A 20016-nucleotide genomic window follows, 5' to 3' on the forward strand; every position below is an offset into this window, starting at 1 on the left:
AAACGGCGCGGAACAGCCAGGCTGCCCCGCGCCGCGCGTCAGGATAGGATTAAACGACGATGTTCACCAGGCGGCCCGGCACCACGATGATCTTCTTGGCCGGCTTGCCTTCCATGAACTTCTGCACGTTCTCATGCGCCAGCGCGGCGGCTTCGATCGCGTCCTTGGCGGCGTCGGCGGCCACGGTGACGCTGCCGCGCAGCTTGCCGCACACCTGCACCATCAGTTCGATCTCGCTCTTCACCAGCGCGGCCTCGTCCACCTTGGGCCAGGCTTGCGCCAACAGCTCGGTGCCCGGCTTCAGCGCGCTCCAGATGCCGTCGCAGACGTGCGGCACGATGGGCGACAGCAGCAGCGTGACGGCTTCCAGCACTTCCTGCGCCACGGCGCGGCCGATGTCGCCGGCGGTGTCGGCCTTGTCATAGGCGTTCAACAGCTCCATCACCGCGGCGATGGCGGTGTTGAACTGCTGGCGGCGGCCGTAGTCGTCGGCCACTTTCTGGATGGTGCTGTGCAGCTTGAAGCGCAGTTCCTTCTGGCTGGCGTTCAGCTCGCCCGCGCTGTACGGCGCCGCCACGCCGGCTTCGACATGCTCGCGCGCGGTTTTCCACAGGCGCTTCAGGAAGCGGAACGCGCCTTCCACGCCGGCATCGGACCACTCCAGGCTCTGCTCCGGCGGCGCGGCGAACATCATGAATAGACGCGCGGTGTCGGCGCCGTATTTCTCGATGAACTCCTGCGGATCCACGCCGTTGTTCTTGGACTTGGACATCTTCTCGATGCCGCCCACCACCACCGGCTGGCCGTCCACGCGGTGCTTGGCGGCGATGATCTTGCCCTTGGCGTCGCGTTCCAGGATGACGTCCTGCGGCGCGATCCAGTCCTTGGTGCCGTTGGGCAGGTCGCGATAGAAGGTTTCGCACACCACCATGCCCTGGGTCAGCAGGCTCTTGAACGGCTCGTCGCTGGACACCAGGCCTTCGTCGCGCATCAGCTTGTGGAAGAAGCGCGCGTACAGCAGGTGCAGGATGGCGTGTTCGATGCCGCCCACGTATTGGTCGACTTGCAGCCAGTAATCAGCCGCCTGTTTGTCCACCATCGCGGTGTCGCACTTCGGCGAAGCGTAGCGCGCGTAGTACCAGCTGGACTCCACGAAGGTGTCCATGGTGTCGGTCTCGCGCTTGGCCGCGCCGCCGCACTTCGGGCAGGTGGTTTCGTAGAATTCCGGCATCTTGGCCAGCGGGGAGCCGGCGCCGTCCGGAATCACGTTTTCCGGCAGCGTCACCGGCAGGTCTTTTTCCGGCACCGGCACGTCGCCGCAGCTGGCGCAGTGGATGATGGGAATCGGGCAGCCCCAGTAGCGCTGGCGGCTGATGCCCCAATCGCGCAGGCGGTACTGGGTTTTCTTCTGTCCCAGGTTCTTGGCTTGCAGGTCGCCGATGATGGCGTCGAAGGCGGCCTGGTAGCCCAGACCGTCGTACTTGCCGGAATTGACCGTCTTCACAGTGTCATCCTTGGCGCCGTACCACTCCTGCCAGTTGGCGGCGTCGTACTCGCCGTCGCCGGATACCAGCGCGATCACCTGCTTGATCGGCAGCTGGTATTTGTTGGCGAACTCGAAATCGCGCTCGTCGTGCGCCGGCACGGCCATCACCGCGCCTTCGCCGTAGCCCCACAGCACGTAGTTGGCCACCCATACCGGCAAGCGCTCGCCGGTCAGCGGGTGGATCACGAACAGGCCGGTGTCCATGCCCTTCTTTTCCATCTTGGCCATGTCGGCCTCGGCCACCGAGCCGGCCTTGCATTCAGCGATGAAGGCCTGCAGCTCGGCATTGCCAGCCGCGGCTTGGGTGGCCAGCGGGTGTTCGGCGGCGACGGCGACGTAGGTGGCGCCCATCAGCGTGTCCGGACGCGTGGTGTAGACCTTCAGCTCGCCCTTATGGCCGATGCTGGCCTCGTCGTACGGGAACACCACGTCGGAACCGAAGCTCTTGCCGATCCAGTTGCGCTGCATGGTCTTGACCTGCTCCGGCCAGCCGTCCAGCTTGTCCAGGTCCGCCAGCAGCTGCTCGGCGTAGTCGGTGATGCGGAAGTAGTACATCGGGATTTCGCGCTTTTCTACCAGCGCGCCGGAGCGCCAGCCGCGGCCGTCCACCACTTGCTCGTTGGCCAGCACGGTCTGGTCCACCGGGTCCCAGTTGACCACGCCGTTCTTCTTGTAGATCACGCCCTTCTCGAACAGGCGGGTGAACAGCCACTGCTCCCAGCGGTAGTAGTCTGGCTTGCAGGTGGCCAGCTCGCGCTCCCAGTCCAGGGCGAAGCCCAGGCTGTCCAGCTGCTTCTTCATGTATTCGATGTTGGCGTAGGTCCACGCCGCCGGCGCGCCGCCGTTTTTCATCGCCGCGTTCTCGGCCGGCAGGCCGAAGGCGTCCCAACCCATGGGCTGCAGCACGTTGAAGCCCTGCAGGCGCTTGAAGCGGGCCAGCACGTCGGTGATGGTGTAGTTGCGCACATGGCCCATGTGCAGCTTGCCGGACGGGTACGGGAACATCGACAGCGCGTAGTACTTGGGACGCGAAGCGTCTTCCACGGCCTTGAAGGCGGCAGTTTTCTGCCATTTCTGTTGGGCGGCGGCTTCCACCGCGCTCGGGCTGTATTGTTCTTGCATGGCGATCTTTGTCTGGACTCTGAAATACAAAAGGCGGGCTGCCCGGAGCGCGATCTGCGCGCATGCATCCGGTCAGCCCGTCCGCAAAATGATTGCCCCATTATAACGGCGTCTTCGCATCGGCGATAAGACCCAAAAAACAATTGCTTGGCGCATGCCGCCTCAAGGACAGGGCTGGAGCCCCCAGCCCTTGCGCCCGCGCCGGCAAGAGAAGTCTTCCTTCACTGCGCGCAGCGTCCAGACATTCTCCTCGCGGCTGAGCTCGAAGCGCTGGCGCACGCCTTTGACGCTGTCGTCCATCAGTCCCTCGCGGATCAGCGTGATGCTTGCCTGGTCGAACGCTTCCGGCTTGCTGGTCTGGATCGCCTTCAGCGCGGCGTACTCGAAACGGCCGTCCTCGCCCAGCCGGTTCTTGGCGAAGCGCAACGCCACTTCCAGCGGCAACTCCCCCGGCTTGCCGACGAAAGGCAGCCTGGCCTCGTCGCTGTAGGCGAAAGCCGTCGGCGCGGCCGTCAGCAGCGCCGACGCACACACAATCGCATATTGAAACACGCGTCGTCCTTTCATCCTGGTCAAACGGGTTCGACCACAGACCGGCGGACAAGGTTGCCGGCGCTCAGCCGAGCAGCAGGCGATACAGCATCTCGCTGGCCATCGTCGCCATCAGCAAGGCAAACACCTTTTTCAGCCGCGGCACCGGCAGCCGGTGCGCCGCCCGCGCGCCCAGCGGCGCCAGCAACACCGTCATCAGCATCAGCGCCAGCATGGCCGGCAGATAAACAAAACCGGCGCTGCCCCACGGCAGCCCCTCCGCCCGCCAGCCGCTGATCAGATAGCCGGCCGCGCCGGAGATGGCGATGGGCCAGCCCAGCGCCGCGCTGGTGCCGATGGCGGTATGCACCGGCACATTGCACCAAGTCATGAACGGCACGCTCATCGAGCCGCCGCCTATGCCCACCCAGCTGGAAACCATGCCGATGAAGCTGCCTGCGGCGCCCTGCCCGGCAGGGCCCGGCATCTCGCGCCCGCCCTTGGGCTGCTTGCCGATCAGCATCTGCGCCGCCACCGCGTAGGCATAGATCACGAAAAACCATTTCAACGCCGCGCCGGAAATCCAGCCGGCGATCAGGCTGCCCAGCAGCGTACCCACCACCATGGCCGGCGCCATGCCGCGCACGATGCGCCAATCCACCGCGCCCTTGCGATGGTGGGCGCGCACGCTGGACGCGCTGGTGAACACCATCACCGCCAGCGAAGTGCCTACCGCCAGGTGCTGCGCATGCGCGCCGCCCAGATGCCCCGCCGCCAGGGCCCAGCCCAGCGCCGGCACGATGATCAGCCCGCCGCCGACACCCAGCAGCCCCGCCATGAAACCAGCCACCACGCCGCAGGCCAGCAGGGCGGCAAGCAAGGGCAGCGTCAGCATCACAACACCTCGCGCATCAGATAGCCCCATTCCTCCGCCGTCACCGGCGTGATGGACAGGCGGTTGCCGCGCTTGAGCACGGTCATGCCTTCCAGCGGCGGATGCTGGCGCAGCTCTGCCGGGGACACCAGCCGCGTCTTCTTGACGAAGCGTACGTCCACGCACAGCCAGCGCGGCTGGGCTGGGTCGGATTTGGGGTCGTAATAGGGGCTTTCGGGGTCGAACTGGCTGGAGTCCGGATGCGCCGGCGCGGCCACTTCAGCCAGGCCGGCGATGCCCGGCTCCGGGCAGGATGAGTGCCAGAACAGCACTTGATCGCCGGGCTGCATCTCATCGCGCATGAAGTTGCGCGCCTGGTAATTGCGAACGCCCGTCCACTCAAACCCGCGCTGCGGTTCGGCAGCCAGGTGGTCGATCGAGGTTTCGTCCGGTTCGGACTTCATCAGCCAATAGCGCATGGACAATATATGTTAATCGCTGAGGGTAAAGGGAAAGACTTGCTCAATCTTACTGGAAAGATTGGCCCGTATGCTGGTTTCAGCAGGACAGTTTTTTTGCCCTATCTGTCGATTCGGGAGAGCGTGAAAATGAAGACTAGGATACTGGCCATCGCCCTGATAGGCAGCCTCAGCGGCTGCGTGGTGGAGCCGCCGCGCGTCGCGCCGGTTGTGGTGCGGCCGGCCGTGGTGGTGCCGGTAACGCCGGCGTACTACTACGGTCCGCATTATGGTTGGCGCTGATGCCATGGGTTAGGCCAATGCGCGCCAGAGCCACCACGACAGCGCCAGATTGGCCAATACGCTGAACCAGAATAGCGCGCGGAACGGCTGCTTGCGCGTCTTGTGCCGCAAGCCGTGCCGGGCCAACCAAGCGCCAGGCCAGCCTCCCGCCAGGCCCAGCAGCAACAGCGTCGCCTCCGGCGTGCGCCAAGCCCCGGTCCGCGCGGCGCGTTTGTCGCGCCAATAGACGATGAACGTCAGCAAACTGGCCACCATCAGCCAGCTACATACGGCGATTTTCATCTTCCCCTCCATGCCAAATCCCATTGTGGCCTCCTAACGGCAAAACAGCAGAATTTTGTAACTGCGGTTTACCAGATTCCCAACAGAAGCCCGCCACGCCGCCGTTATCATGGTCCGCACAACAATGATGCCCCGGCGTGTCCGGGGCCTTGCACGTTCAACCGATTCGGGAGAAACCGTCCCATGACCACCGTCACGACGCAGGCGCCTGCCGGCAGCGGCGCCATGCCGCGCCAGATCGCCTACATTATCGGCAACGAGGGCTGCGAGCGCTTCAGCTTCTACGGCATGCGCAACATCCTCACCGCCTTCCTCACCACCTCGCTGCTGCTGTATCTGCCGGAAGACATGCGCGCCGGCGAGGCCAAGCACATCTTCCACAACTTCATGATCGGGGTGTACTTCTTCCCGCTGTTGGGCGGCTGGCTGGCCGACCGCCTATGGGGCAAGTACAACACCATCATCATCTTCAGCGCGCTGTATTGCGTGGGCCACGCCTGTCTGGCGCTGTTCGAGAACAACCTGAACGGCTTCTACGCCGGCCTGGCGCTGATCGCCATTGGTTCCGGCGGCATCAAGCCCTGCGTGTCGTCGTTTTGCGGCGATCAGTTCGATGAATCGAACAAGCATCTGGCCAAGATCGTGTTTGATTCCTTCTACTGGATCATCAATTTCGGCTCGCTGTTCGCCTCGCTGTTGATGCCTATCTTCCTGAAGTCCTACGGCCCGTCGGTGGCTTTCGGCATCCCCGGCGTGCTGATGTTCATCGCGCTGGTCATCTTCTGGCTGGGCCGCAAGCATTACGTGATCCTGCCGCCCGCGCCCAAGGATCCGCATTCGTTCTGGCAGGTGGTGAAGTCGGCCATCCTGACGCCGGCCAACGGCCGCCGCGGCGGCTGGCTGTTCGCCGCCAGCGTGGCGCTGGCCGCGTGGTGCAGCTTCAATCTGGAACTGGGCCTGGTGGCAGGTTTCTGCCTGGCCTTCGTATTGGTGATGGCCGGCGCAAGCTTGGCCGCCCGCTGGCAGCTGGAAGCGGTGCGAGCGCTGCATCCGGAAGAGGCGATAGAAGGGGTGCGCTCGGTGCTGCGCATCCTGATCATCTTCTCGCTGGTGACACCGTTCTGGTCGCTGTTCGACCAGAAAGCCTCCACCTGGGTGATCCAGGCCGGCTTCATGAGCAAGCCGGAATGGTTCGCGCCGTCGCAGATGCAGGCGCTGAACCCGGCGCTGGTGATGCTGCTGATCCCGTTCAACAATCTGGTGTTGTACCCGGCGCTGCGCCGCTTCGGCCTGGAGCCGACCGCGCTGCGCCGCATGACCGCCGGCATCGTATTCAGCGCGCTGGCCTGGATTGTGGTGGGCATGATGCAGCTGCAGATTGACGGCGGCAACGCCCTGTCCATCGCCTGGCAGATCCTGCCCTACGCGCTGCTGACCATGGGCGAGGTGCTGGTTTCGGCCACGGGCCTGGAGTTTGCCTATAGCCAGGCGCCGCTGTCGATGAAGGGTACGCTGATGAGCTTCTGGGGCCTGTCCACCACCGTCGGCAACCTGTGGGTGCTGCTGATCAACGCCGGCGTGGCCAGCGCCGCGATGAAGAGCACCGTGGCGGCCAGCGGCCTGAGCCTGGAGGCCTTCCTGATGTTCTTCTTCGCCGCGATCGCGCTACTGGCGGCGGGGCTGTTTGGCCTGTACGCGCGCCGCTACCGCGAAGTCAGCCACTACCGCGCGGTCTGACCGGCTTGAGCTATCCGGCCAGCGGCAGCCGCCGCAGGCCGGATTCGGTCAACAGGTAATCCAGCCGCACATCCCACGCTTCGCGCGGCACCGCGTCCACCAATTGGCAATCGAAAGCCACGCCCACCAGCAAGGGCCGGCCGCTCAAGCGGTGACGGCGGCGAAAAGCCAGGGTGGTATCGTAGAAGCCGCCGCCCTGCCCCATGCGATAACCGTCGCGGTCCACCGCGAGCAAGGGCACGAAGATCACGTCCAGCCGCTCGGCGCGCAAACGCTGTCCGGCGTATTCCAGGATGCGATAGCGCGGATGCAGATACCAGCGATCGGCGGCGCCCAGCCGGGTAAACCACAGCCGCCGGCCGCGACGCGGAATCTGCGGCAGATAGACCTGCCCGTTACGCCACAGCGCGGCATTCAGCAACTCGGAAAGATCCAGCTCGGAACCGGACGCCAGATAGCCGCCGACGCGCTTGCCGCGTTTCAGCAGGCGCGACGCGTGGCGCGCGATTGCGCGGGCAGAGGCGGCGCGGTACGCGGGCGACAGAGCCATGCGGGCGCGACGAATCCGGCGCCTGAGCGCCTGCTTGTCGATGGAAGTCATTGCAGTGGTGGACGAGGTCATGGGGGGGGGAGACCCCCGCGAGTGCCGTTCGGGCTAAATTCGCTTGTACCCTGTTTCCAGGAGGGGCCGCCTGCCAGACATTTCGGGCGCATCCGCAAGGGACGCGTCTCACCCATGTCTCACGCTGGCAGCCAAAAGCGAACGCATTGGTACAAAGGAATTGTGTGCCGTCACGAACACCGCAGGGGATAAACTGACCTGTAGTGCGCCGCCTTGTCAGAACAGCGGCTGTTGACTCTGGCGAAGCGCCTCGTCAGCGGCTTCGCTCATGCCGCGTATTTTACGCTGAAACGCCGCCATCTCCAAGCCTTCTCCCACTTTTGTTTTCAGCAAGTCATGGGCGATGTTCAGCGCGGCCATGATGGCGATCTTGTCGGCATCCATCACCTTGCCATGCTGCTGGATGGTGGCGATCTTGCCTTCCAGCAAACGCACCGCCTCGCGCAGGGTTTCCTGCTCGCCTTCCGGGGTGCCGATGGTGAAATGGCGTCCCAGCAGTTCGATGTCGACCTGAACCACGTCGCTCATTGCTCATCCTCCGGCGCAGCCGGCAGGCGCGCCACCAGCGCGGCCACCCGGTTGCGGGTTTCATTGACGCGGAAATGCAGCTCGGCGTTTTCCTTCAGCGCTTCGGACAGCGCCTCGGCGAAACGGCCGTTCTGGGTTTCCAGCTCCCGAATGCGGCCAACCAGCGCCGCGACGCGGGATTCGAGATATTCCAGTTCATTGTCCATGGCGGCGAGGATAACGGGCCGCTAGTTGGCCGTCAAACCCAGCCGCTGCCGCGCCGTGTCCAGACGGGCGCACAGCGCGGCAGCGCCATCCACCATGCGCGGCCCAGGAATGCTGATGGCGTCGTCAGACAGCGCGAACAATGCGCCGCCAGCCACGGCCGGCAAGGTTTTCCAGCGCTGCCACATCGCCAGCGTGGCGTTGTCCGTCGCGATGATGGCCTGTGGCTGCGCCGCCACGACCGAGGCGGTGGACACCTGCGGCGCCGGCAGCGACAGATCGGCGAACACATTGATGCCGCCGCAGGTGCGGATCAGCGCATCGATGTAACTCTTGCCGCTGACGGTGAAGATCGGCGCCTGGCTCAGTTGATAAAACACCCGCACGGGCGCGCGGCCGCCATAGCGTTGCTGCAAGGCGGCCAGACGCTGCCGGTATTGCAGCGCGGCGCGCGCGGCGGCGGCCTCGGTGCCGGCCAAGCGTCCCAGCTTGTCGATTTCCAGCGCCACATCGCCCGGCTGCAGCGGATGGCTGATGAATACCGGCACGCCCAGCCGCTTGAGCCGCTCCAGCTCGCGCGGCGAACCGCCATCCTGCCACGCCACCACCAGGTCAGGCTGCAGACGCAATACCGCTTCCAGGCTGAAACCGGTAAAACTGCCCACCCGCGGCAGCTTCTTCGCGGCGGCGGGGTGGTCGCTGTATTCGACGGTGGCCACCACCTTGCCGCCGGCGCCGGCGGCGAACAGCAACTCGGTGGCGTGCGGCACCAGGCTGATGATGCGTTGCGCCGGCTTGGTCAGCGTGACCATCTGCCCCGAACCATCCTCGACGCTGACGGCCGCGCGCGCGGCACCGGCCAGCAACAGGCTGGCCAGGAGGAGCCATAATCTCATGCCCGCCCGCCTTTCAGCGCCAGCGGCAAGCCGCAGGCCACCAGAGTGACCCTGTCGCAACGCGAAGCCACCAGCTGGTTGAGCCGGCCCAATTCGTCGACAAAACGGCGGGTTTCGGCATCGTCCGCCACCACGCCCCAGCCCACCTCATTGCTGACCAGCAGCACCTCGCCGGCCAGCCGGCCCAGCGCCGCCAGCAACGCGTCGCGCTCCACCACGTACTCGTTCTCGTCGAGGCCGGCCGCGCCGAAGAAGCGCATCAGCCACATGCCCAGGCAATCGATCACCAACAGGCCGCCCGGCATGTCGCGCGCCGCAATGGCCACCGCCAGGCCGCGTCCGCACTCGGCCACGGCCCAATGCTTGGGCCGCTGGGCGCGATGCCGCTCCACCCGCCGCGCGAACTCGGGATCGAGCACCTCGGCGGTGGCCAGATAACACACCGGCCCCGCGTGCTGGCGGGCCAGTTCTTCTGCGTAGCGGCTCTTGCCGCTTCGGGCGCCGCCGGTGATGAGGTGTGGCATTTCCGTCCTTATTTACTGCTGGTAACGGACGCCCAAGAAGGCTCCCAACCCGCCAGTATTATAGCCGTAGGCCGTTTGGTACTCGCGATCGAACAGGTTTTCCACTCGGGCGGTTGCAGTCCAGTTTTTGGCAAAGCGGTAATCGACATAGGCATTGGTCACGCCATAACCATGCAGCGTCACATTGGAAATGTTGTCATAACGAACCGAGGCGACTTGCTGCTCCATACCGGCCGTCCAGCGCCCCCAATCGCGGCTGGCGGTGAAGTTGGCGCTCTGACGCGGACGGAAGGCCAGCCATTGGCCCGTTTTGTCGTCACGCGCATCCAACAAGGTGAGGTTGCCGCCCAAATCGAACTCTGCCAGCTTGGTTTGTCCTTCCAGACTCACCCCGCGGATGGTGGCGCGGTTGACATTGAGCATGGTGCCGATGCCATTGCCCAGCGAACCGTAAGAGATCAGATTGCTGACCTGGTTGTGGAAGCCTGTCAGGCGGAAAGTGCTGCCCTGGTGACGATACTCCAGACCCAACTCCGTATTGATTGCGCTCTCCGGCTTCAAGTTTGGATTGCCTTGATAGCCAAACGCCAACGGGTAATACAGGTCATTGAAGGTCGGCGCCTTGTAAGCCGTGCCATACCCCGCCCGCACCAACCATCCTTCGGCAAAACGGTAGCCGTAATCCAGTTTGCCAGTAGTCTTGCCACCGAACTGGTCATCATGATCACGGCGCACACTAGCCTGCAGCAGGCTAGTGCCCAGTTCCAGCTGGTAAGTGGCGAACCCGGCATTCTGGGTACGCGTGGTCTTGGTATACGCGCTGCTGCTGCTCACCTTCTGATCATTATGGGTTGCGCCCAGCACGAACTTGCCCCAAGCAGTGGTCAGATCGTTCTGCCAAGTCCATTCGTTCTGGGTCGTCTGGTACAAGCTGTTGCGCTGGCCGCCGGTCGCGTCACTGAAGGTTTCCTGCTTGTCCTGGCTATGACTGAAACGCAGAGTGCTGGTCCAGATATCGGAGAAACGGTTGCGGGACTCCAGGCTCTGCCCTGTGAGACGGGTATCGGTCCAGTCCTGGCCTACCGGATTCTGGTCAAAATCGGCTCGGGCAAAGGTCTGGAACAGACGCAGCGTCAAATCATGCCCCGGAGCCAGCGTTTGCGTCACATTGGCGCTGTAGCTGTCGTTTCGGTAGCCGTCCTTATCCGGGTTATATGAATATTGATTCAAGGAGTTGGTAGCAGAGAAACCGTCGGACTGATCATGGCTCACTTGCAGGCTGTAAGCCGTATTGCCTGTCTTGCCATCTACCCCGGCCGTCAATTTGCCCGTGCCGCGGCTACCGGCTTCCACCGCGGCATTAACCCGCGGCTCGCCCTCACCCTTGTGGGTAAAAATCTGGATCACGCCTCCAATCGCATCGGCACCGTACAAACTCGACGCGGGACCGCGCAGAATTTCAATATGATCGATCTGGGCCAAGGGAATGTTCTGCATGGCCGTGGTACCGAACGTCGCCGAGGAGATGCGGACTCCGTCCACCAGCACTACGGTATGGTTTGAGTTGGTGCCGCGCATGAAGATGCTACTGCTGGTGCCGGGACCGCCATTGGCGGTAGTGCTGATCGCCGCCTGGCGGGACAGCACTTGCTGCAATGTTTGCGCGCCGCTTTGCTCGATCTCATCGCGAGTGATGACCGTGGCGTCGGCCAAGGTTTTGGATAATGGCTGCGCGATGCGGCTCGCCGTCACGATCACCGGGTCGCCGGCGAATTCCGGCACATCGGCGGCATGGGCCGCGCCGGCACAGGCCAGCGCTACGGCAAAGGCGCAAGTTTGGGGCTGAAACATGAAACACACTCCACGGATTGATAGCTTCCCGCAAGGGGACATCGTCAGAGTGCGAAGAGGGCAAGAGAACGGGTCGCGGCGCAGCCGGAATCGTCTGTCGGATCGCCTCCCCGCGATACTCCAGTGTTCCTCCGGCTTCCGGCCGGGGCTCTGCAGGCCGGTCTCCGGGCTGGGCCATGCCGGCGACGCGCCTTCCCATCCTATCGGACAGTGGCTTGCTGCGTCGCCTGGGCGCGTATCGCGCCAGGCCTTACCGTTGCGGGGGCAGCGCCGGCTTCACACCGGCTTCCCGTTTCACCCGCGCTCGCCTGGATAAAGGCGCGGCGCGGACACCTGCAAGGCGGCGATTATAACCCGCCGGGGTTTTGGCGGCACCGGCCAAGCGGTAATATGCTTAGGGGCTGTTGACGTTTGGTGAGTGGATCGCGTTTGCGCCGATTTGGGCCGGAAGCAAGGCGCACAGTCCGACGCATAGTCATTCTATGCAAGGGCTGGGCAACGCGGCTTCCGGCCCAAAGCGGCCAAACCCGCAGGGCCGGGCGCCTTTCCGCGCCGACTCTTCGTTGTTCCGCGCTGGCAGAGAATGACTATGCGGCGCGCGAAACGCCTCGATTCGGCGAAAAATACATCCCGGCGCGACCGCCCACCAAACGTCAACAGCCCCTAGAGTCCGGCGGCCAGCCATGCGCGTCGACAACATTCCATGATCATCCATCCCAGCAGGCCAGAACATGAATCGTAGCAAACCCCTGGATCTTTCCGCCCGCAACGCCGCCCGCGCCCGCCAGGCCGTCCTGACCAAGCCGCCCGGCAGCCTGGGGCAGTTGGAGGAGCTGGCCTGCCGCTTCGCCGCCTGGCAAGGCCGCGCCCGGCCGGATGCCCTGCGCCCAGCCATCACCGTGTTCGCCGGCGACCACGGCGTCACTGCCGAGGGCGTGTCGGCCTTTCCCTCCGCCGTCACCACCGAGATGGTGCGCAACTTCGCCAATGGCGGCGCCGCCATCTGCGTGCTGGCGCGCGCGCTGGACGCGCGGCTGGAGGTGGTAGACGTAGGCGTGACCGGCGATGTATCGGCGCTGCCCATCGTCCATGCCAAGGTGCGCGCCGGTAGCCGCAACCTGGCCAAGGAAACGGCGATGAGCGCCGAGGAGACCGAGGCGGCGCTGGAGGCCGGCCGCGCAGCCGCCCGCCGGGCGGTGGGGGATGGCGCCAATTTGCTGATCGCCGGCGATATGGGCATCGGCAACACCACGGCGTCGGCCGCGCTGATCTGCCGGCTGACCGGCGCGTCGCCGGAACTAGTGGTGGGCCGCGGCACCGGCATCGACGACATAGGCCTGGCCAACAAGCTGCGGGTGGTGAAGACCGCGCTGGCGCGCGTGGCCTGGGAAAACCTCAGCGGCCAGGACACGCTGGCCGAGCTGGGCGGCCTGGAGATCGCCGCCATGGCCGGTTTCTACCTGGAAGGCGCCCATCTGGGCGTGCCCTCGCTGGTAGACGGCTTCATCGCCAGCGCCGCCGCGCTGTGCGCCAAGGCCATCGACCCCTCGCTGCACGACTGGCTGCTGGCCAGCCACCGCTCGGCAGAAGCCGGCCACGACCATGCGCTGGCGGCGCTGCAGCTGCAGCCGCTGGTGGATCTGGGCATGCGCCTGGGCGAAGGCTCCGGCGCGGCGGTCTGCGTGCCGCTGCTGCAGATGGCGGTCAAGCTGCACAACGAGATGGCCACGTTCGAGGAGGCCGGCATCAGCGGCAAGTCCGCATGAACCCCTACACCCTGACCCTGCTGCGCCATGGCGACATCGAACACGGCGGCCGGCTGATCGGCCTGACCGACCTGCCGCTGACCGAGCTGGGCCAACGCCAGCTCGACGCCAGCTGGAGCCGCATCAGCAGCTTGGCGCCGGTCACCGCCATCGCCACCTCGCCGCTGCAGCGCTGCCGCGAGTTTGCCGTCAAGCATGCGCTATCCGGCTCGCTGGCGCTGAAGGTGGAGCCGCGCTTCGCCGAGATGGACTTTGGCGACTGGGACGGCCAGCCGTTGTCCGAGCTGGAACACAGCCACCCCGGCTGGGGGGCAGAACTGGCGGACGGCCGGCTCAGCCCGCCCGGCGGCGAGAGCTTCGAGCAGTTCCGCACCCGCGTGCTGGCCGGCCTGGCCGACTGGATGAGCGAGGCGCGCGGCAGCCACCGTTTGCTGGTGACGCACGGCGGCGTCATCACCGTGCTGATGGCGGAATTGCTGGGCACCGATTTCTCCGTGGCCAAGCTGATGACGGTGCAGCGCGGCGGTTTCGCCCAGCTGTCGATGCTGGAAGGCCACCCGGCCTACCTGCTGCGGCTGGAGTCCTCATGCGCGGACTGATTCTGGCGGTGCAGTTCCTGACCCGCTTGCCCACCCCGCAGCTGGCGGATTTCCGGCCGGAATGGCTGGCGGCCAGCGCGCGCTGGTTCCCTGCCGTCGGCCTGATCGTCGGCGCGCTGCTGCTGACGGCCCTGCATCTGGGCGGCCTGGTGGATCCCTGGCTGGCGGCGCTGCTGGCGCTGCTGGTTTGGGTGGGCGTCACCGGCGGCCTGCATCTGGACGGCCTGGCCGATCTGGCCGACGCGCTGGGGGCCTCCCACCGCTCGCGCGAACGCTTCTTCGAAGTGCTGAAAGACCCGCATCTGGGCAGCTTTGGCGTGCTGTCGCTGATCCTCGCCGTCGTCGCCAAACTGGTGCTGCTGATGCTGATCGCCCGCCACGGCGCAATCGCATGGGGGCTGCTGCTGATCCCGGCCTGGGCGCGCGGGTTCGCGGTGCTGTGGTCGGCCACCCTGCCAGCCATCGCGCCGGGCAGCGGCGAGCGCTTCGGCTGGCAACGCGATCATCTCGGCCTGGCGCTCAACGGCGCCGCGCTGCTGGCGGCATCCGCCTGGCTGGCCCCAGCCCTGCTGCTGGCCCCGCTGGCTGGCCTCGCCTGGTGGGCCTTCCTCAAGCGCCGGCTGGGCGGCATGACCGGCGATTGCCTGGGCGCGGGCGTGGAAATCTGCGAAATCGCGCTGCTGGCCTTGCTGCTGATCAGGCTGCCGTTTGCGTTCTGAGCGATAAGCAGCGCCGCCAAACAAAAACGCCACTCCTGGGAGCGGCGTTCGTTCATTCTCTTCACAAGCGCGCTTACAGCTTGCCTTCCACCTTCTTGTTGCGCATCAGGCACAGCATGTCACAGGCGATGTGGGCGGCGGCCAGAGCGGTGATTTCGCTCTGGTCGTAGCTAGGCGCCACTTCCACCACGTCCATGCCTACGATGTTCAGATCGCCCAGGTTGCGGATGATCTTCAGCGCCTGCGCGGTGCTCAAGCCGCCCGGCACCGGGGTGCCGGTGCCCGGGGCGGCGGACGGGTCCAGACAGTCGATGTCGAAGGTCACGTACACCGGCGCGTCGCCTATGGTCTTCTTGATTTCGGCGATGGTGGCATCCACGCCGTTGTCGTGCACCCACGGCGCACCCAGCACGTTCAGGCCCATGAAGTCGTCGTTCCAGGTGCGGATGCCGACCTGCACCGATTTCTTCGGATCGATCAGGCCTTCCTTCACCGCCTTGTAGAACATGGTGCCATGATTCAGGCTGTCCGGGCTGTCGTCCGGCCAGGTGTCGCAGTGGGCGTCGAAGTGCAGCAGCGCCAGCGGCTTGCCGTATTTCTCGGCGTGCGCGATCAGCAGCGGATAGGTGACGTAGTGGTCGCCGCCGAAAGTCAGCATCTTGGCGCCGGAGGCCAGGATGGTGCGGGCGTGCTCGATGATGGACGGCTTGATGGTCAGCGGGTTGTGCGCGTCGAACCAGCAGTCGCCGTAGTCGACCACGGCCAGGTCGTCAAACGGGTCAAAGCCCCACGGATACGGCTTCAGTTCGGCCAACTGCACGCTGGCGGCGCGGATGGCCTGCGGGCCCATGCGCGCGCCGGAACGGAAGGTTACGGACAGATCCAGCGGAATGCCGGACACCACCACGTCTACGCCTTCCAGGTTGCGGCTGTAGTTGCGGCGCATGAAAGACAGCACGCCCGCATAGGTGTTTTCGATGGAGGAGCCGTACAGGCCCTGACGGCGAATGGCGCCGTCGCCGTAGATCATTTCATCACTCATGCCACTCTCCAGGCGAGAGTACGCCGCCAGCGGTCAATGTATTGATTCCGCATGATTTCGCGACGATTGCCGTCCATCTTGCACAGCCGACGGCTTGAGGCTGCCGCGCCCCGCGGCGCGGAAACCCGAAGTGTGCCGTGCCAGGACAATACGTTCAAGTGAAGACGCGGCGCGACGGTGAAAATTTGTCGCCGCCGCCACGGCGGCACTGCGGCTTCGACGGCGATTTCCGTCAGCCGCCCTGCTCCACCGTGTTCATGCGGCGCGCGAACTGGCGGCTGCGCCACCAGCGCCAGCGCAGCTTGACGTCGTACCAAGCCGGCCGCAGCCCCAGCAGAAACAAGAACAGCGCCAGCGGCAAAGTGAAGCCGAAGCCCAGATGCTTGAAGCCGAGGGCGCCCACCACGCCGCCGAGAAAGAACGACAGCAGAATCAGCCCATAGATGCGGAATTTGGTCCGATTGGAACGCACCGCCGCCACCCGCGTGCGCCCCTCGCGGTTGTAATAGCTCATCTTGGCCAGTTCTATGCCCAGGTCGGTGGCGATGCCGGTCATGTGGGTGCTGCGCAGCAGGCCGCCGGACAGCTTGGTCACAATGGTGTTGTGCATGCCCATGATGAAGCACAGCAGCATCACTGTAGGCGGCGTGAACAAACCCTTGTGCAGCGACAAGCCCGCGCCCAACAGGCCGAATACCAGGAGCAGCAGCGCCTCCTCCATCATCGACACGCCGTAACCGCCGCGCAACCGCTGCCGCCGCGCCCACAGTATCAGCCAGGTGCTGTGCATGGCGCCGCCGACGAAGCAACACAACATCACCAGCAGCGATAGGGCCAGCCGGATTTCGCCAGTGGCCCAGGCGTCGGCCATGCCGGAAACAATGCCGGAGATGTGCGAGGTGTAGCGATGCACCGCCAGGAAGCCGCCGGCGTTGATGGCGCCTGCAATGAAGGCCATCGCCCAGCCCAGCTGGCGCAATACCCTGTCGTTGAAACGGCCGCGGTCAAGCAGCCGCGTGATGTGGATGTGTCGGGCCATATGTGTGTGACAAAGAAAACGGCGACTTGTTGTCGCCGTTATCGATATTGCGCCGCAACACAAAGGGTTGGCAAGCCGCCGGATCAAACTTTGCGCACAAAGTCTGCCTGGCTCAGCACCCCTTCAGCGCGATGCCTGGCGTCAGCTTCTTCTGCAACGCTTTCAGCTGTTCCGCTTGTGCCGCGTCCAAGTCCTTGAAGGTCAGCGTGGTCTGCTTGCTGGTCTGTTCCTTGGACTTGACCATCGCCTTGTCGTAACCAGCCGCCTTCAGCCGCGCCACCAGCGTTTTGGCCGCGTCTTCCTTGCTGAACAGGCCCAGCGACAGATTACCCTTGAACTCGTCGTTGCTGACGATGTAATTGGTAAAGCCCTTGTCTTTCAGCTCCGCCGACAGCGTCTTGGTTTCGGCCTGGGTAGCCAGCGGCGGATAGTACACCCAGAAGCGGCCGGAACCCTTGCTCTCCTCCTTGCTGTCTTCCTGCAGCTGGCCGGACTTCAGTTTCAGCTGCGGCACGCCGCCCTTCACTCGGACCAGCAGGCTGTCGCTCAAGCCGCCCCAGCTGTAGCAGGCCACGGCCTTGCCTTTGGCCGGCTCCGCCGCCTTTTCCGCTGGCTTGGCTGGGGCCGGCTTGGATGCCTCGGCCTTGGCGGCAGGCTTGGCTTGCGCCTTGGCCGCGCTGGCCATCGGCTTGGCTTCCGGCGCGGAGGCGGCCTTGATCACGGCGGCCACGGGGGCGCTTGCCTGCGCGGCGGAGGCGTCGGGCTTCCAGCTTGGCGGCAACAGCTTCACTTGGCCGGGGCTCACCTCCTGGGCGTGCACGTCCAACGGCGGACGCTGTTTCAGCGTGCCGTACATTGCCACCACAAGATTGAGCACCACCACCAGCGCCACAAACCACTTCATCACGAGTTCGCCACCTTGAATAGACCCATCAATACCAGATTATCCACGATCTGCAACGGCGCCGCGAGCCACGGCGCGATGCGCGCCGCGTCGCCGCCGGTCAGAATCACCGTTGCCGGCTCGCGGCCGGTACGCTCGGCCAGCTTGCACCGCTGCCCTTCTATCGCGCCCACCAAAGCCGCCATCGCGCCGCTGGCCAGCGCGTCCGGCGTGCCCTGCGGGAATGCCACCACTTCGCCGGCCTGCCGGTTCAGATTGGCGGTGCCTTGCGCCAGGCTGTGCAGCATCAAGCCATGGCCCGGCAGGATCAGCCCGCCCAGGTAGTCGCCCTCGGCCGTCAGCGTCTCCACCGTCAGCGCGGTGCCGGCGCAGGCGACGATGACGTCGCTGCGGCAGATCTCGCGGGCGGCCAATACAGCCAGCCAGCGGTCGGCGCCTTGCTCCGCGGTGTTGCGATAATGGTTACAGACCTCGCCAAAACGACGTTCCGAATGAACGCGATGCAGCGCGCATGGCACAGCCGCCGCCAGGCCCTCGGCCACTTCGCCGCGCGCCACCGACGACATCCAGGCACCTTCCAGCGGCAAATCGCGCCAGACGTCGGCCAGGCCAGCCAGCTCATGATGCTCGGCCGCGCCCTGGGCGACACAATCCACGCCCTGGTATACCGCCCATTTGACCCGGCTATTGCCGGCGTCTATCAGTAATTTCATCGGCGTTCCCTTAAACTGACTTCGCCGATATGGAAAGTCCGCAAGCCCTGCGCCGTCTCCAGCTGCAAGGCGCCGTTGTCCGCCACGCCGCTGGCGATGCCGTCTACCGGCTCGCCATGCGAGAAGCCCAGCCTCACCGCCGCGCCCTGATGGGCGGACAGCTGCCACCATTCTTCGCGCAGCGGCGCAAAGCCATGGCGGTCAAAATCCATCAGCACCGGCTCCAGCTCATTGAGCAAGGCCGCCAATACGCGGTTGCGCTCAGGCGCGATGCCGGCCTGCTCCAGCGTGGCAATCGGCTGATCCACCTCGCCCGGATCGGCCACATTGACGCCGATGCCCACCACAACTGCGGCCGGCCCCAGCGCGTCGCCAGACAGTTCGATCAAAATTCCAGCCAGCTTGCGGCCATCCAGCAGCACATCGTTGGGCCATTTCAACTGCACCGGCGCGCCCAAGCTGCGCAAGGCGCGCGCCAAGGCCACGCCCACCGCCAGAGACAACCCAGCCAGCTCGGCCATGCCGCGATTGAAGCGCCACAGCAGCGAGAACGTCAATCCCGCGCCCAGACGCGCCTGCCAGCGGCGACCCAAGCGGCCACGGCCAGCCGTCTGCAATTCGCACGCCAGCACCAAACCATGCAAGCCGCCATTGCCGGCGCGCGCCATCAACTGGCTATTGGTGGAGTCTGTCCGCTCCGCCACCGCCAGCGTGAAAGTCTCGGCCGCCGCCTCGTTCAAACCGGCGCGCACCGCCGCCACGTCCAGCCAGGCGAACGGTTGGGCCAGCTTATAACCCTGGCCACGCACGCTGAACACCGTCAGCCCCAGCTCGCTCTCGATGGCGTGCACCGCCTGCCAGACCAGCGTGCGGGAACAGCCCAGCGCCTGGGCGATGTCCTCGCCGGAGTGGAAACGGCCGTCCGACAAGTGGCGCAGCACCGCGAAAGCGTGCTCGCTCACGCCTTGTCCTCGGCGGCGCGGATCTTGTTCAGCGTCTTGGTGGTGGAAGTATCGAACAGAAAAGGGATGGAATGCACCTGCCCGCCGCGCGCCAGCGTCTGTGCGCTGCCCACGATCTTGTCTACGCTCCAGTCGCCGCCCTTGACCAGCACGTCGGGCTGCACCTGCTCGATCAACTCGGCCGGCGTATCGGCATCGAACCAAGTCACCAGGCTGACGCTCTCCAGCGCCGCCAGCACGGCCGCGCGGTCGTATTCGTTGTTGATCGGCCGGTCATCGCCTTTGCCCAGTCGCTTCACCGAAGCATCGGTATTCAAGCCCAGCACCAGGCTGGCGCCCAGGGCGCGGGCTTGCGCCAGATAAGTCACATGGCCGCGGTGCAGGATGTCGAAGCAGCCATTGGTGAATACCAAGGGGCGCGGCAGGGCCGCCAGCTTGTCGGCCAACTGCTCCGCAGGGCAAATCTTGTCTTCAAACGACGGCAACGGATAAGTCATGCATGTCCTTGCGTAAAAGCCGGCCGGCGCGGCGGATTACCGCCCCATCAATCGCCTGGCCGCCAAACGGGTAAGTTGCGAAGCATACCACCGTAGCCGCTCCCGCCCAACACCCAGAAACGCCAAAGCCCCGGCAGTGTCTGTCGGGGCGGGTGTCGCGCATTCGGCGCGCGCAAAGCACAAAGCCCAGCTCGTGTGAGCTGGGCTTTGTCGTATGGGGCGTCTGGCGGTGTCCTACTTTCACATGGCGAATGCCACACTATCATCGGCGCTAAGGCGTTTCACGATCCTGTTCGG

Annotated in this window: 22 protein-coding genes, 1 other RNA gene and 1 riboswitch; of the genes, 5 read left to right on the top strand and 18 right to left on the bottom strand. The window is 65.1% G+C overall.

The window, feature by feature from the left end:
- Positions 1–49: 49 nt before the first annotated feature.
- The 4 genes from leuS to JHD59_RS19095 all read right to left on the bottom strand — a co-directional run bounded on the left by leuS (position 50) and on the right by JHD59_RS19095 (position 4552).
- Complete coding sequence (gene leuS / locus JHD59_RS19080; protein WP_199155403.1) at positions 50–2668, bottom strand: leucine--tRNA ligase; 2619 nt, start codon at positions 2666–2668, stop codon at positions 50–52.
- A gap of 162 nt (positions 2669–2830) precedes the next feature.
- Positions 2831–3220 (bottom strand): hypothetical protein, encoded by a 390-nt coding sequence (locus tag JHD59_RS19085; RefSeq protein WP_199155404.1) that lies wholly within the window; start codon positions 3218–3220, stop codon positions 2831–2833.
- 64 nt (positions 3221–3284) lie between these two features.
- On the bottom strand, positions 3285–4094 hold the full coding sequence (locus JHD59_RS19090) for a sulfite exporter TauE/SafE family protein (RefSeq protein WP_199155405.1): 810 nt from the start codon (positions 4092–4094) through the stop codon (positions 3285–3287).
- Positions 4094–4552: an EVE domain-containing protein gene (locus JHD59_RS19095; protein ID WP_199155406.1), complete on the bottom strand. Its 459-nt coding sequence runs from the start codon at positions 4550–4552 to the stop codon at positions 4094–4096. The genes JHD59_RS19090 and JHD59_RS19095 overlap by 1 nt, the downstream gene beginning before the upstream one ends.
- Before the next feature lie 129 nt (positions 4553–4681).
- Between JHD59_RS19095 and JHD59_RS19100 the strand changes: the two genes are divergently transcribed.
- Positions 4682–4834 carry a hypothetical protein gene (locus tag JHD59_RS19100; protein ID WP_199155407.1) on the top strand — a complete coding sequence of 51 codons (153 nt, stop codon included), beginning with the start codon at positions 4682–4684 and terminating at the stop codon, positions 4832–4834.
- Between the two features lie 9 nt (positions 4835–4843).
- On the opposite strand, the gene JHD59_RS19105 is transcribed toward JHD59_RS19100, so the two are convergent.
- Entirely contained in the window at positions 4844–5116 is a 273-nt protein-coding gene (locus tag JHD59_RS19105) for a DUF1294 domain-containing protein (protein WP_233164402.1), read from the bottom strand.
- Positions 5117–5299: 183 nt separating this feature from the next.
- Between JHD59_RS19105 and JHD59_RS19110 the strand changes: the two genes are divergently transcribed.
- Complete coding sequence (locus JHD59_RS19110) at positions 5300–6853, top strand: oligopeptide:H+ symporter (RefSeq protein WP_199155408.1); 1554 nt, start codon at positions 5300–5302, stop codon at positions 6851–6853.
- 10 nt (positions 6854–6863) lie between these two features.
- Here JHD59_RS19110 and JHD59_RS19115 read toward each other — a convergent pair whose 3' ends face one another.
- From JHD59_RS19115 to JHD59_RS19145, 7 genes are all read right to left on the bottom strand, one after another.
- Complete coding sequence (locus JHD59_RS19115; protein ID WP_233164403.1) at positions 6864–7475, bottom strand: 5-formyltetrahydrofolate cyclo-ligase; 612 nt, start codon at positions 7473–7475, stop codon at positions 6864–6866.
- An 8-nt stretch (positions 7476–7483) separates the two neighbouring features.
- A non-coding RNA gene (ssrS, locus tag JHD59_RS19120) (6S RNA) lies at positions 7484–7666 on the bottom strand.
- Between the two features lie 25 nt (positions 7667–7691).
- Positions 7692–8003: a cell division protein ZapA gene (locus tag JHD59_RS19125; protein WP_043622345.1), complete on the bottom strand. Its 312-nt coding sequence runs from the start codon at positions 8001–8003 to the stop codon at positions 7692–7694.
- Positions 8000–8209 (bottom strand): hypothetical protein, encoded by a 210-nt coding sequence (locus JHD59_RS19130; protein WP_043622343.1) that lies wholly within the window; start codon positions 8207–8209, stop codon positions 8000–8002. The genes JHD59_RS19125 and JHD59_RS19130 overlap by 4 nt, the downstream gene beginning before the upstream one ends.
- Positions 8210–8230: 21 nt before the next feature.
- Complete coding sequence (locus JHD59_RS19135) at positions 8231–9103, bottom strand: cobalamin-binding protein (RefSeq protein WP_199155409.1); 873 nt, start codon at positions 9101–9103, stop codon at positions 8231–8233.
- Positions 9100–9627 carry a bifunctional adenosylcobinamide kinase/adenosylcobinamide-phosphate guanylyltransferase gene (gene cobU, locus JHD59_RS19140; protein ID WP_199155410.1) on the bottom strand — a complete coding sequence of 176 codons (528 nt, stop codon included), beginning with the start codon at positions 9625–9627 and terminating at the stop codon, positions 9100–9102. Before cobU ends, JHD59_RS19135 begins: the two co-directional genes overlap by 4 nt.
- A gap of 12 nt (positions 9628–9639) precedes the next feature.
- Positions 9640–11520 carry a TonB-dependent receptor gene (locus tag JHD59_RS19145; RefSeq protein WP_199155411.1) on the bottom strand — a complete coding sequence of 627 codons (1881 nt, stop codon included), beginning with the start codon at positions 11518–11520 and terminating at the stop codon, positions 9640–9642.
- Between the two features lie 95 nt (positions 11521–11615).
- Positions 11616–11830, bottom strand: a riboswitch (cobalamin riboswitch).
- 379 nt (positions 11831–12209) lie between these two features.
- On the opposite strand from JHD59_RS19145, the gene cobT reads away from it, so the two are divergent.
- From cobT to cobS, 3 genes are read left to right on the top strand one after another with little or no spacing between them, the layout of a single operon-like run.
- A complete protein-coding gene (gene cobT / locus JHD59_RS19150) occupies positions 12210–13244 on the top strand; it encodes a nicotinate-nucleotide--dimethylbenzimidazole phosphoribosyltransferase (RefSeq protein ID WP_199155412.1) in 1035 nt (344 codons plus the stop codon).
- The gene (locus tag JHD59_RS19155) at positions 13241–13843 is read left to right on the top strand and encodes a histidine phosphatase family protein (protein ID WP_199155413.1); all 603 of its coding nucleotides are present in this window, start codon (positions 13241–13243) and stop codon (positions 13841–13843) included. The genes cobT and JHD59_RS19155 overlap by 4 nt, the downstream gene beginning before the upstream one ends.
- Positions 13831–14562 carry an adenosylcobinamide-GDP ribazoletransferase gene (cobS, locus tag JHD59_RS19160; protein ID WP_199155414.1) on the top strand — a complete coding sequence of 244 codons (732 nt, stop codon included), beginning with the start codon at positions 13831–13833 and terminating at the stop codon, positions 14560–14562. Before JHD59_RS19155 ends, cobS begins: the two co-directional genes overlap by 13 nt.
- Positions 14563–14635: 73 nt before the next feature.
- Here the strand turns inward: cobS and speB are convergent, their stop codons facing one another.
- From speB to rfaE2, 6 genes are all read right to left on the bottom strand, one after another.
- Positions 14636–15604 carry an agmatinase gene (speB, locus tag JHD59_RS19165; protein ID WP_043628956.1) on the bottom strand — a complete coding sequence of 323 codons (969 nt, stop codon included), beginning with the start codon at positions 15602–15604 and terminating at the stop codon, positions 14636–14638.
- 232 nt (positions 15605–15836) lie between these two features.
- The gene (locus tag JHD59_RS19170; RefSeq protein WP_103321415.1) at positions 15837–16643 is read right to left on the bottom strand and encodes a YoaK family protein; all 807 of its coding nucleotides are present in this window, start codon (positions 16641–16643) and stop codon (positions 15837–15839) included.
- A gap of 112 nt (positions 16644–16755) precedes the next feature.
- Complete coding sequence (locus JHD59_RS19175; RefSeq protein WP_199155415.1) at positions 16756–17547, bottom strand: SPOR domain-containing protein; 792 nt, start codon at positions 17545–17547, stop codon at positions 16756–16758.
- On the bottom strand, positions 17547–18260 hold the full coding sequence (locus JHD59_RS19180) for a type III pantothenate kinase (protein WP_199155416.1): 714 nt from the start codon (positions 18258–18260) through the stop codon (positions 17547–17549). Before JHD59_RS19180 ends, JHD59_RS19175 begins: the two co-directional genes overlap by 1 nt.
- Positions 18257–19222 carry a biotin--[acetyl-CoA-carboxylase] ligase gene (locus tag JHD59_RS19185; protein WP_199155417.1) on the bottom strand — a complete coding sequence of 322 codons (966 nt, stop codon included), beginning with the start codon at positions 19220–19222 and terminating at the stop codon, positions 18257–18259. The genes JHD59_RS19180 and JHD59_RS19185 overlap by 4 nt, the downstream gene beginning before the upstream one ends.
- Positions 19219–19719 (bottom strand): D-glycero-beta-D-manno-heptose 1-phosphate adenylyltransferase, encoded by a 501-nt coding sequence (rfaE2, locus tag JHD59_RS19190; protein WP_199155418.1) that lies wholly within the window; start codon positions 19717–19719, stop codon positions 19219–19221. The genes JHD59_RS19185 and rfaE2 overlap by 4 nt, the downstream gene beginning before the upstream one ends.
- Positions 19720–20016 lie beyond the last annotated feature (297 nt).

It is taken from the genome of Chromobacterium sp. ASV23 (genome assembly GCF_016428945.1).
GTDB classification, from domain to species: domain Bacteria; phylum Pseudomonadota; class Gammaproteobacteria; order Burkholderiales; family Chromobacteriaceae; genus Chromobacterium; species Chromobacterium sinusclupearum.

Coding starts and splice junctions, on each gene's coding strand:
- cobT (WP_199155412.1), top strand. CDS start 12,210: ATGAATCGTAGCAAACCCCTGGATCTTTCCGCCCGCAACGCCGCCCGC.
- cobS (WP_199155414.1), top strand. CDS start 13,831: ATGCGCGGACTGATTCTGGCGGTGCAGTTCCTGACCCGCTTGCCCACC.
- JHD59_RS19110 (WP_199155408.1), top strand. CDS start 5,300: ATGACCACCGTCACGACGCAGGCGCCTGCCGGCAGCGGCGCCATGCCG.
- JHD59_RS19125 (WP_043622345.1), bottom strand. CDS start 8,003: ATGAGCGACGTGGTTCAGGTCGACATCGAACTGCTGGGACGCCATTTC.
- JHD59_RS19130 (WP_043622343.1), bottom strand. CDS start 8,209: ATGGACAATGAACTGGAATATCTCGAATCCCGCGTCGCGGCGCTGGTT.
- JHD59_RS19155 (WP_199155413.1), top strand. CDS start 13,241: ATGAACCCCTACACCCTGACCCTGCTGCGCCATGGCGACATCGAACAC.
- JHD59_RS19095 (WP_199155406.1), bottom strand. CDS start 4,552: ATGCGCTATTGGCTGATGAAGTCCGAACCGGACGAAACCTCGATCGAC.
- JHD59_RS19115 (WP_233164403.1), bottom strand. CDS start 7,475: ATGACCTCGTCCACCACTGCAATGACTTCCATCGACAAGCAGGCGCTC.
- JHD59_RS19170 (WP_103321415.1), bottom strand. CDS start 16,643: ATGGCCCGACACATCCACATCACGCGGCTGCTTGACCGCGGCCGTTTC.
- JHD59_RS19105 (WP_233164402.1), bottom strand. CDS start 5,116: ATGAAAATCGCCGTATGTAGCTGGCTGATGGTGGCCAGTTTGCTGACG.
- cobU (WP_199155410.1), bottom strand. CDS start 9,627: ATGCCACACCTCATCACCGGCGGCGCCCGAAGCGGCAAGAGCCGCTAC.
- rfaE2 (WP_199155418.1), bottom strand. CDS start 19,719: ATGACTTATCCGTTGCCGTCGTTTGAAGACAAGATTTGCCCTGCGGAG.
- leuS (WP_199155403.1), bottom strand. CDS start 2,668: ATGCAAGAACAATACAGCCCGAGCGCGGTGGAAGCCGCCGCCCAACAG.
- JHD59_RS19180 (WP_199155416.1), bottom strand. CDS start 18,260: ATGAAATTACTGATAGACGCCGGCAATAGCCGGGTCAAATGGGCGGTA.
- JHD59_RS19175 (WP_199155415.1), bottom strand. CDS start 17,547: ATGAAGTGGTTTGTGGCGCTGGTGGTGGTGCTCAATCTTGTGGTGGCA.
- JHD59_RS19100 (WP_199155407.1), top strand. CDS start 4,682: ATGAAGACTAGGATACTGGCCATCGCCCTGATAGGCAGCCTCAGCGGC.
- JHD59_RS19090 (WP_199155405.1), bottom strand. CDS start 4,094: ATGCTGACGCTGCCCTTGCTTGCCGCCCTGCTGGCCTGCGGCGTGGTG.
- JHD59_RS19145 (WP_199155411.1), bottom strand. CDS start 11,520: ATGTCCCCTTGCGGGAAGCTATCAATCCGTGGAGTGTGTTTCATGTTT.
- JHD59_RS19135 (WP_199155409.1), bottom strand. CDS start 9,103: ATGAGATTATGGCTCCTCCTGGCCAGCCTGTTGCTGGCCGGTGCCGCG.
- speB (WP_043628956.1), bottom strand. CDS start 15,604: ATGAGTGATGAAATGATCTACGGCGACGGCGCCATTCGCCGTCAGGGC.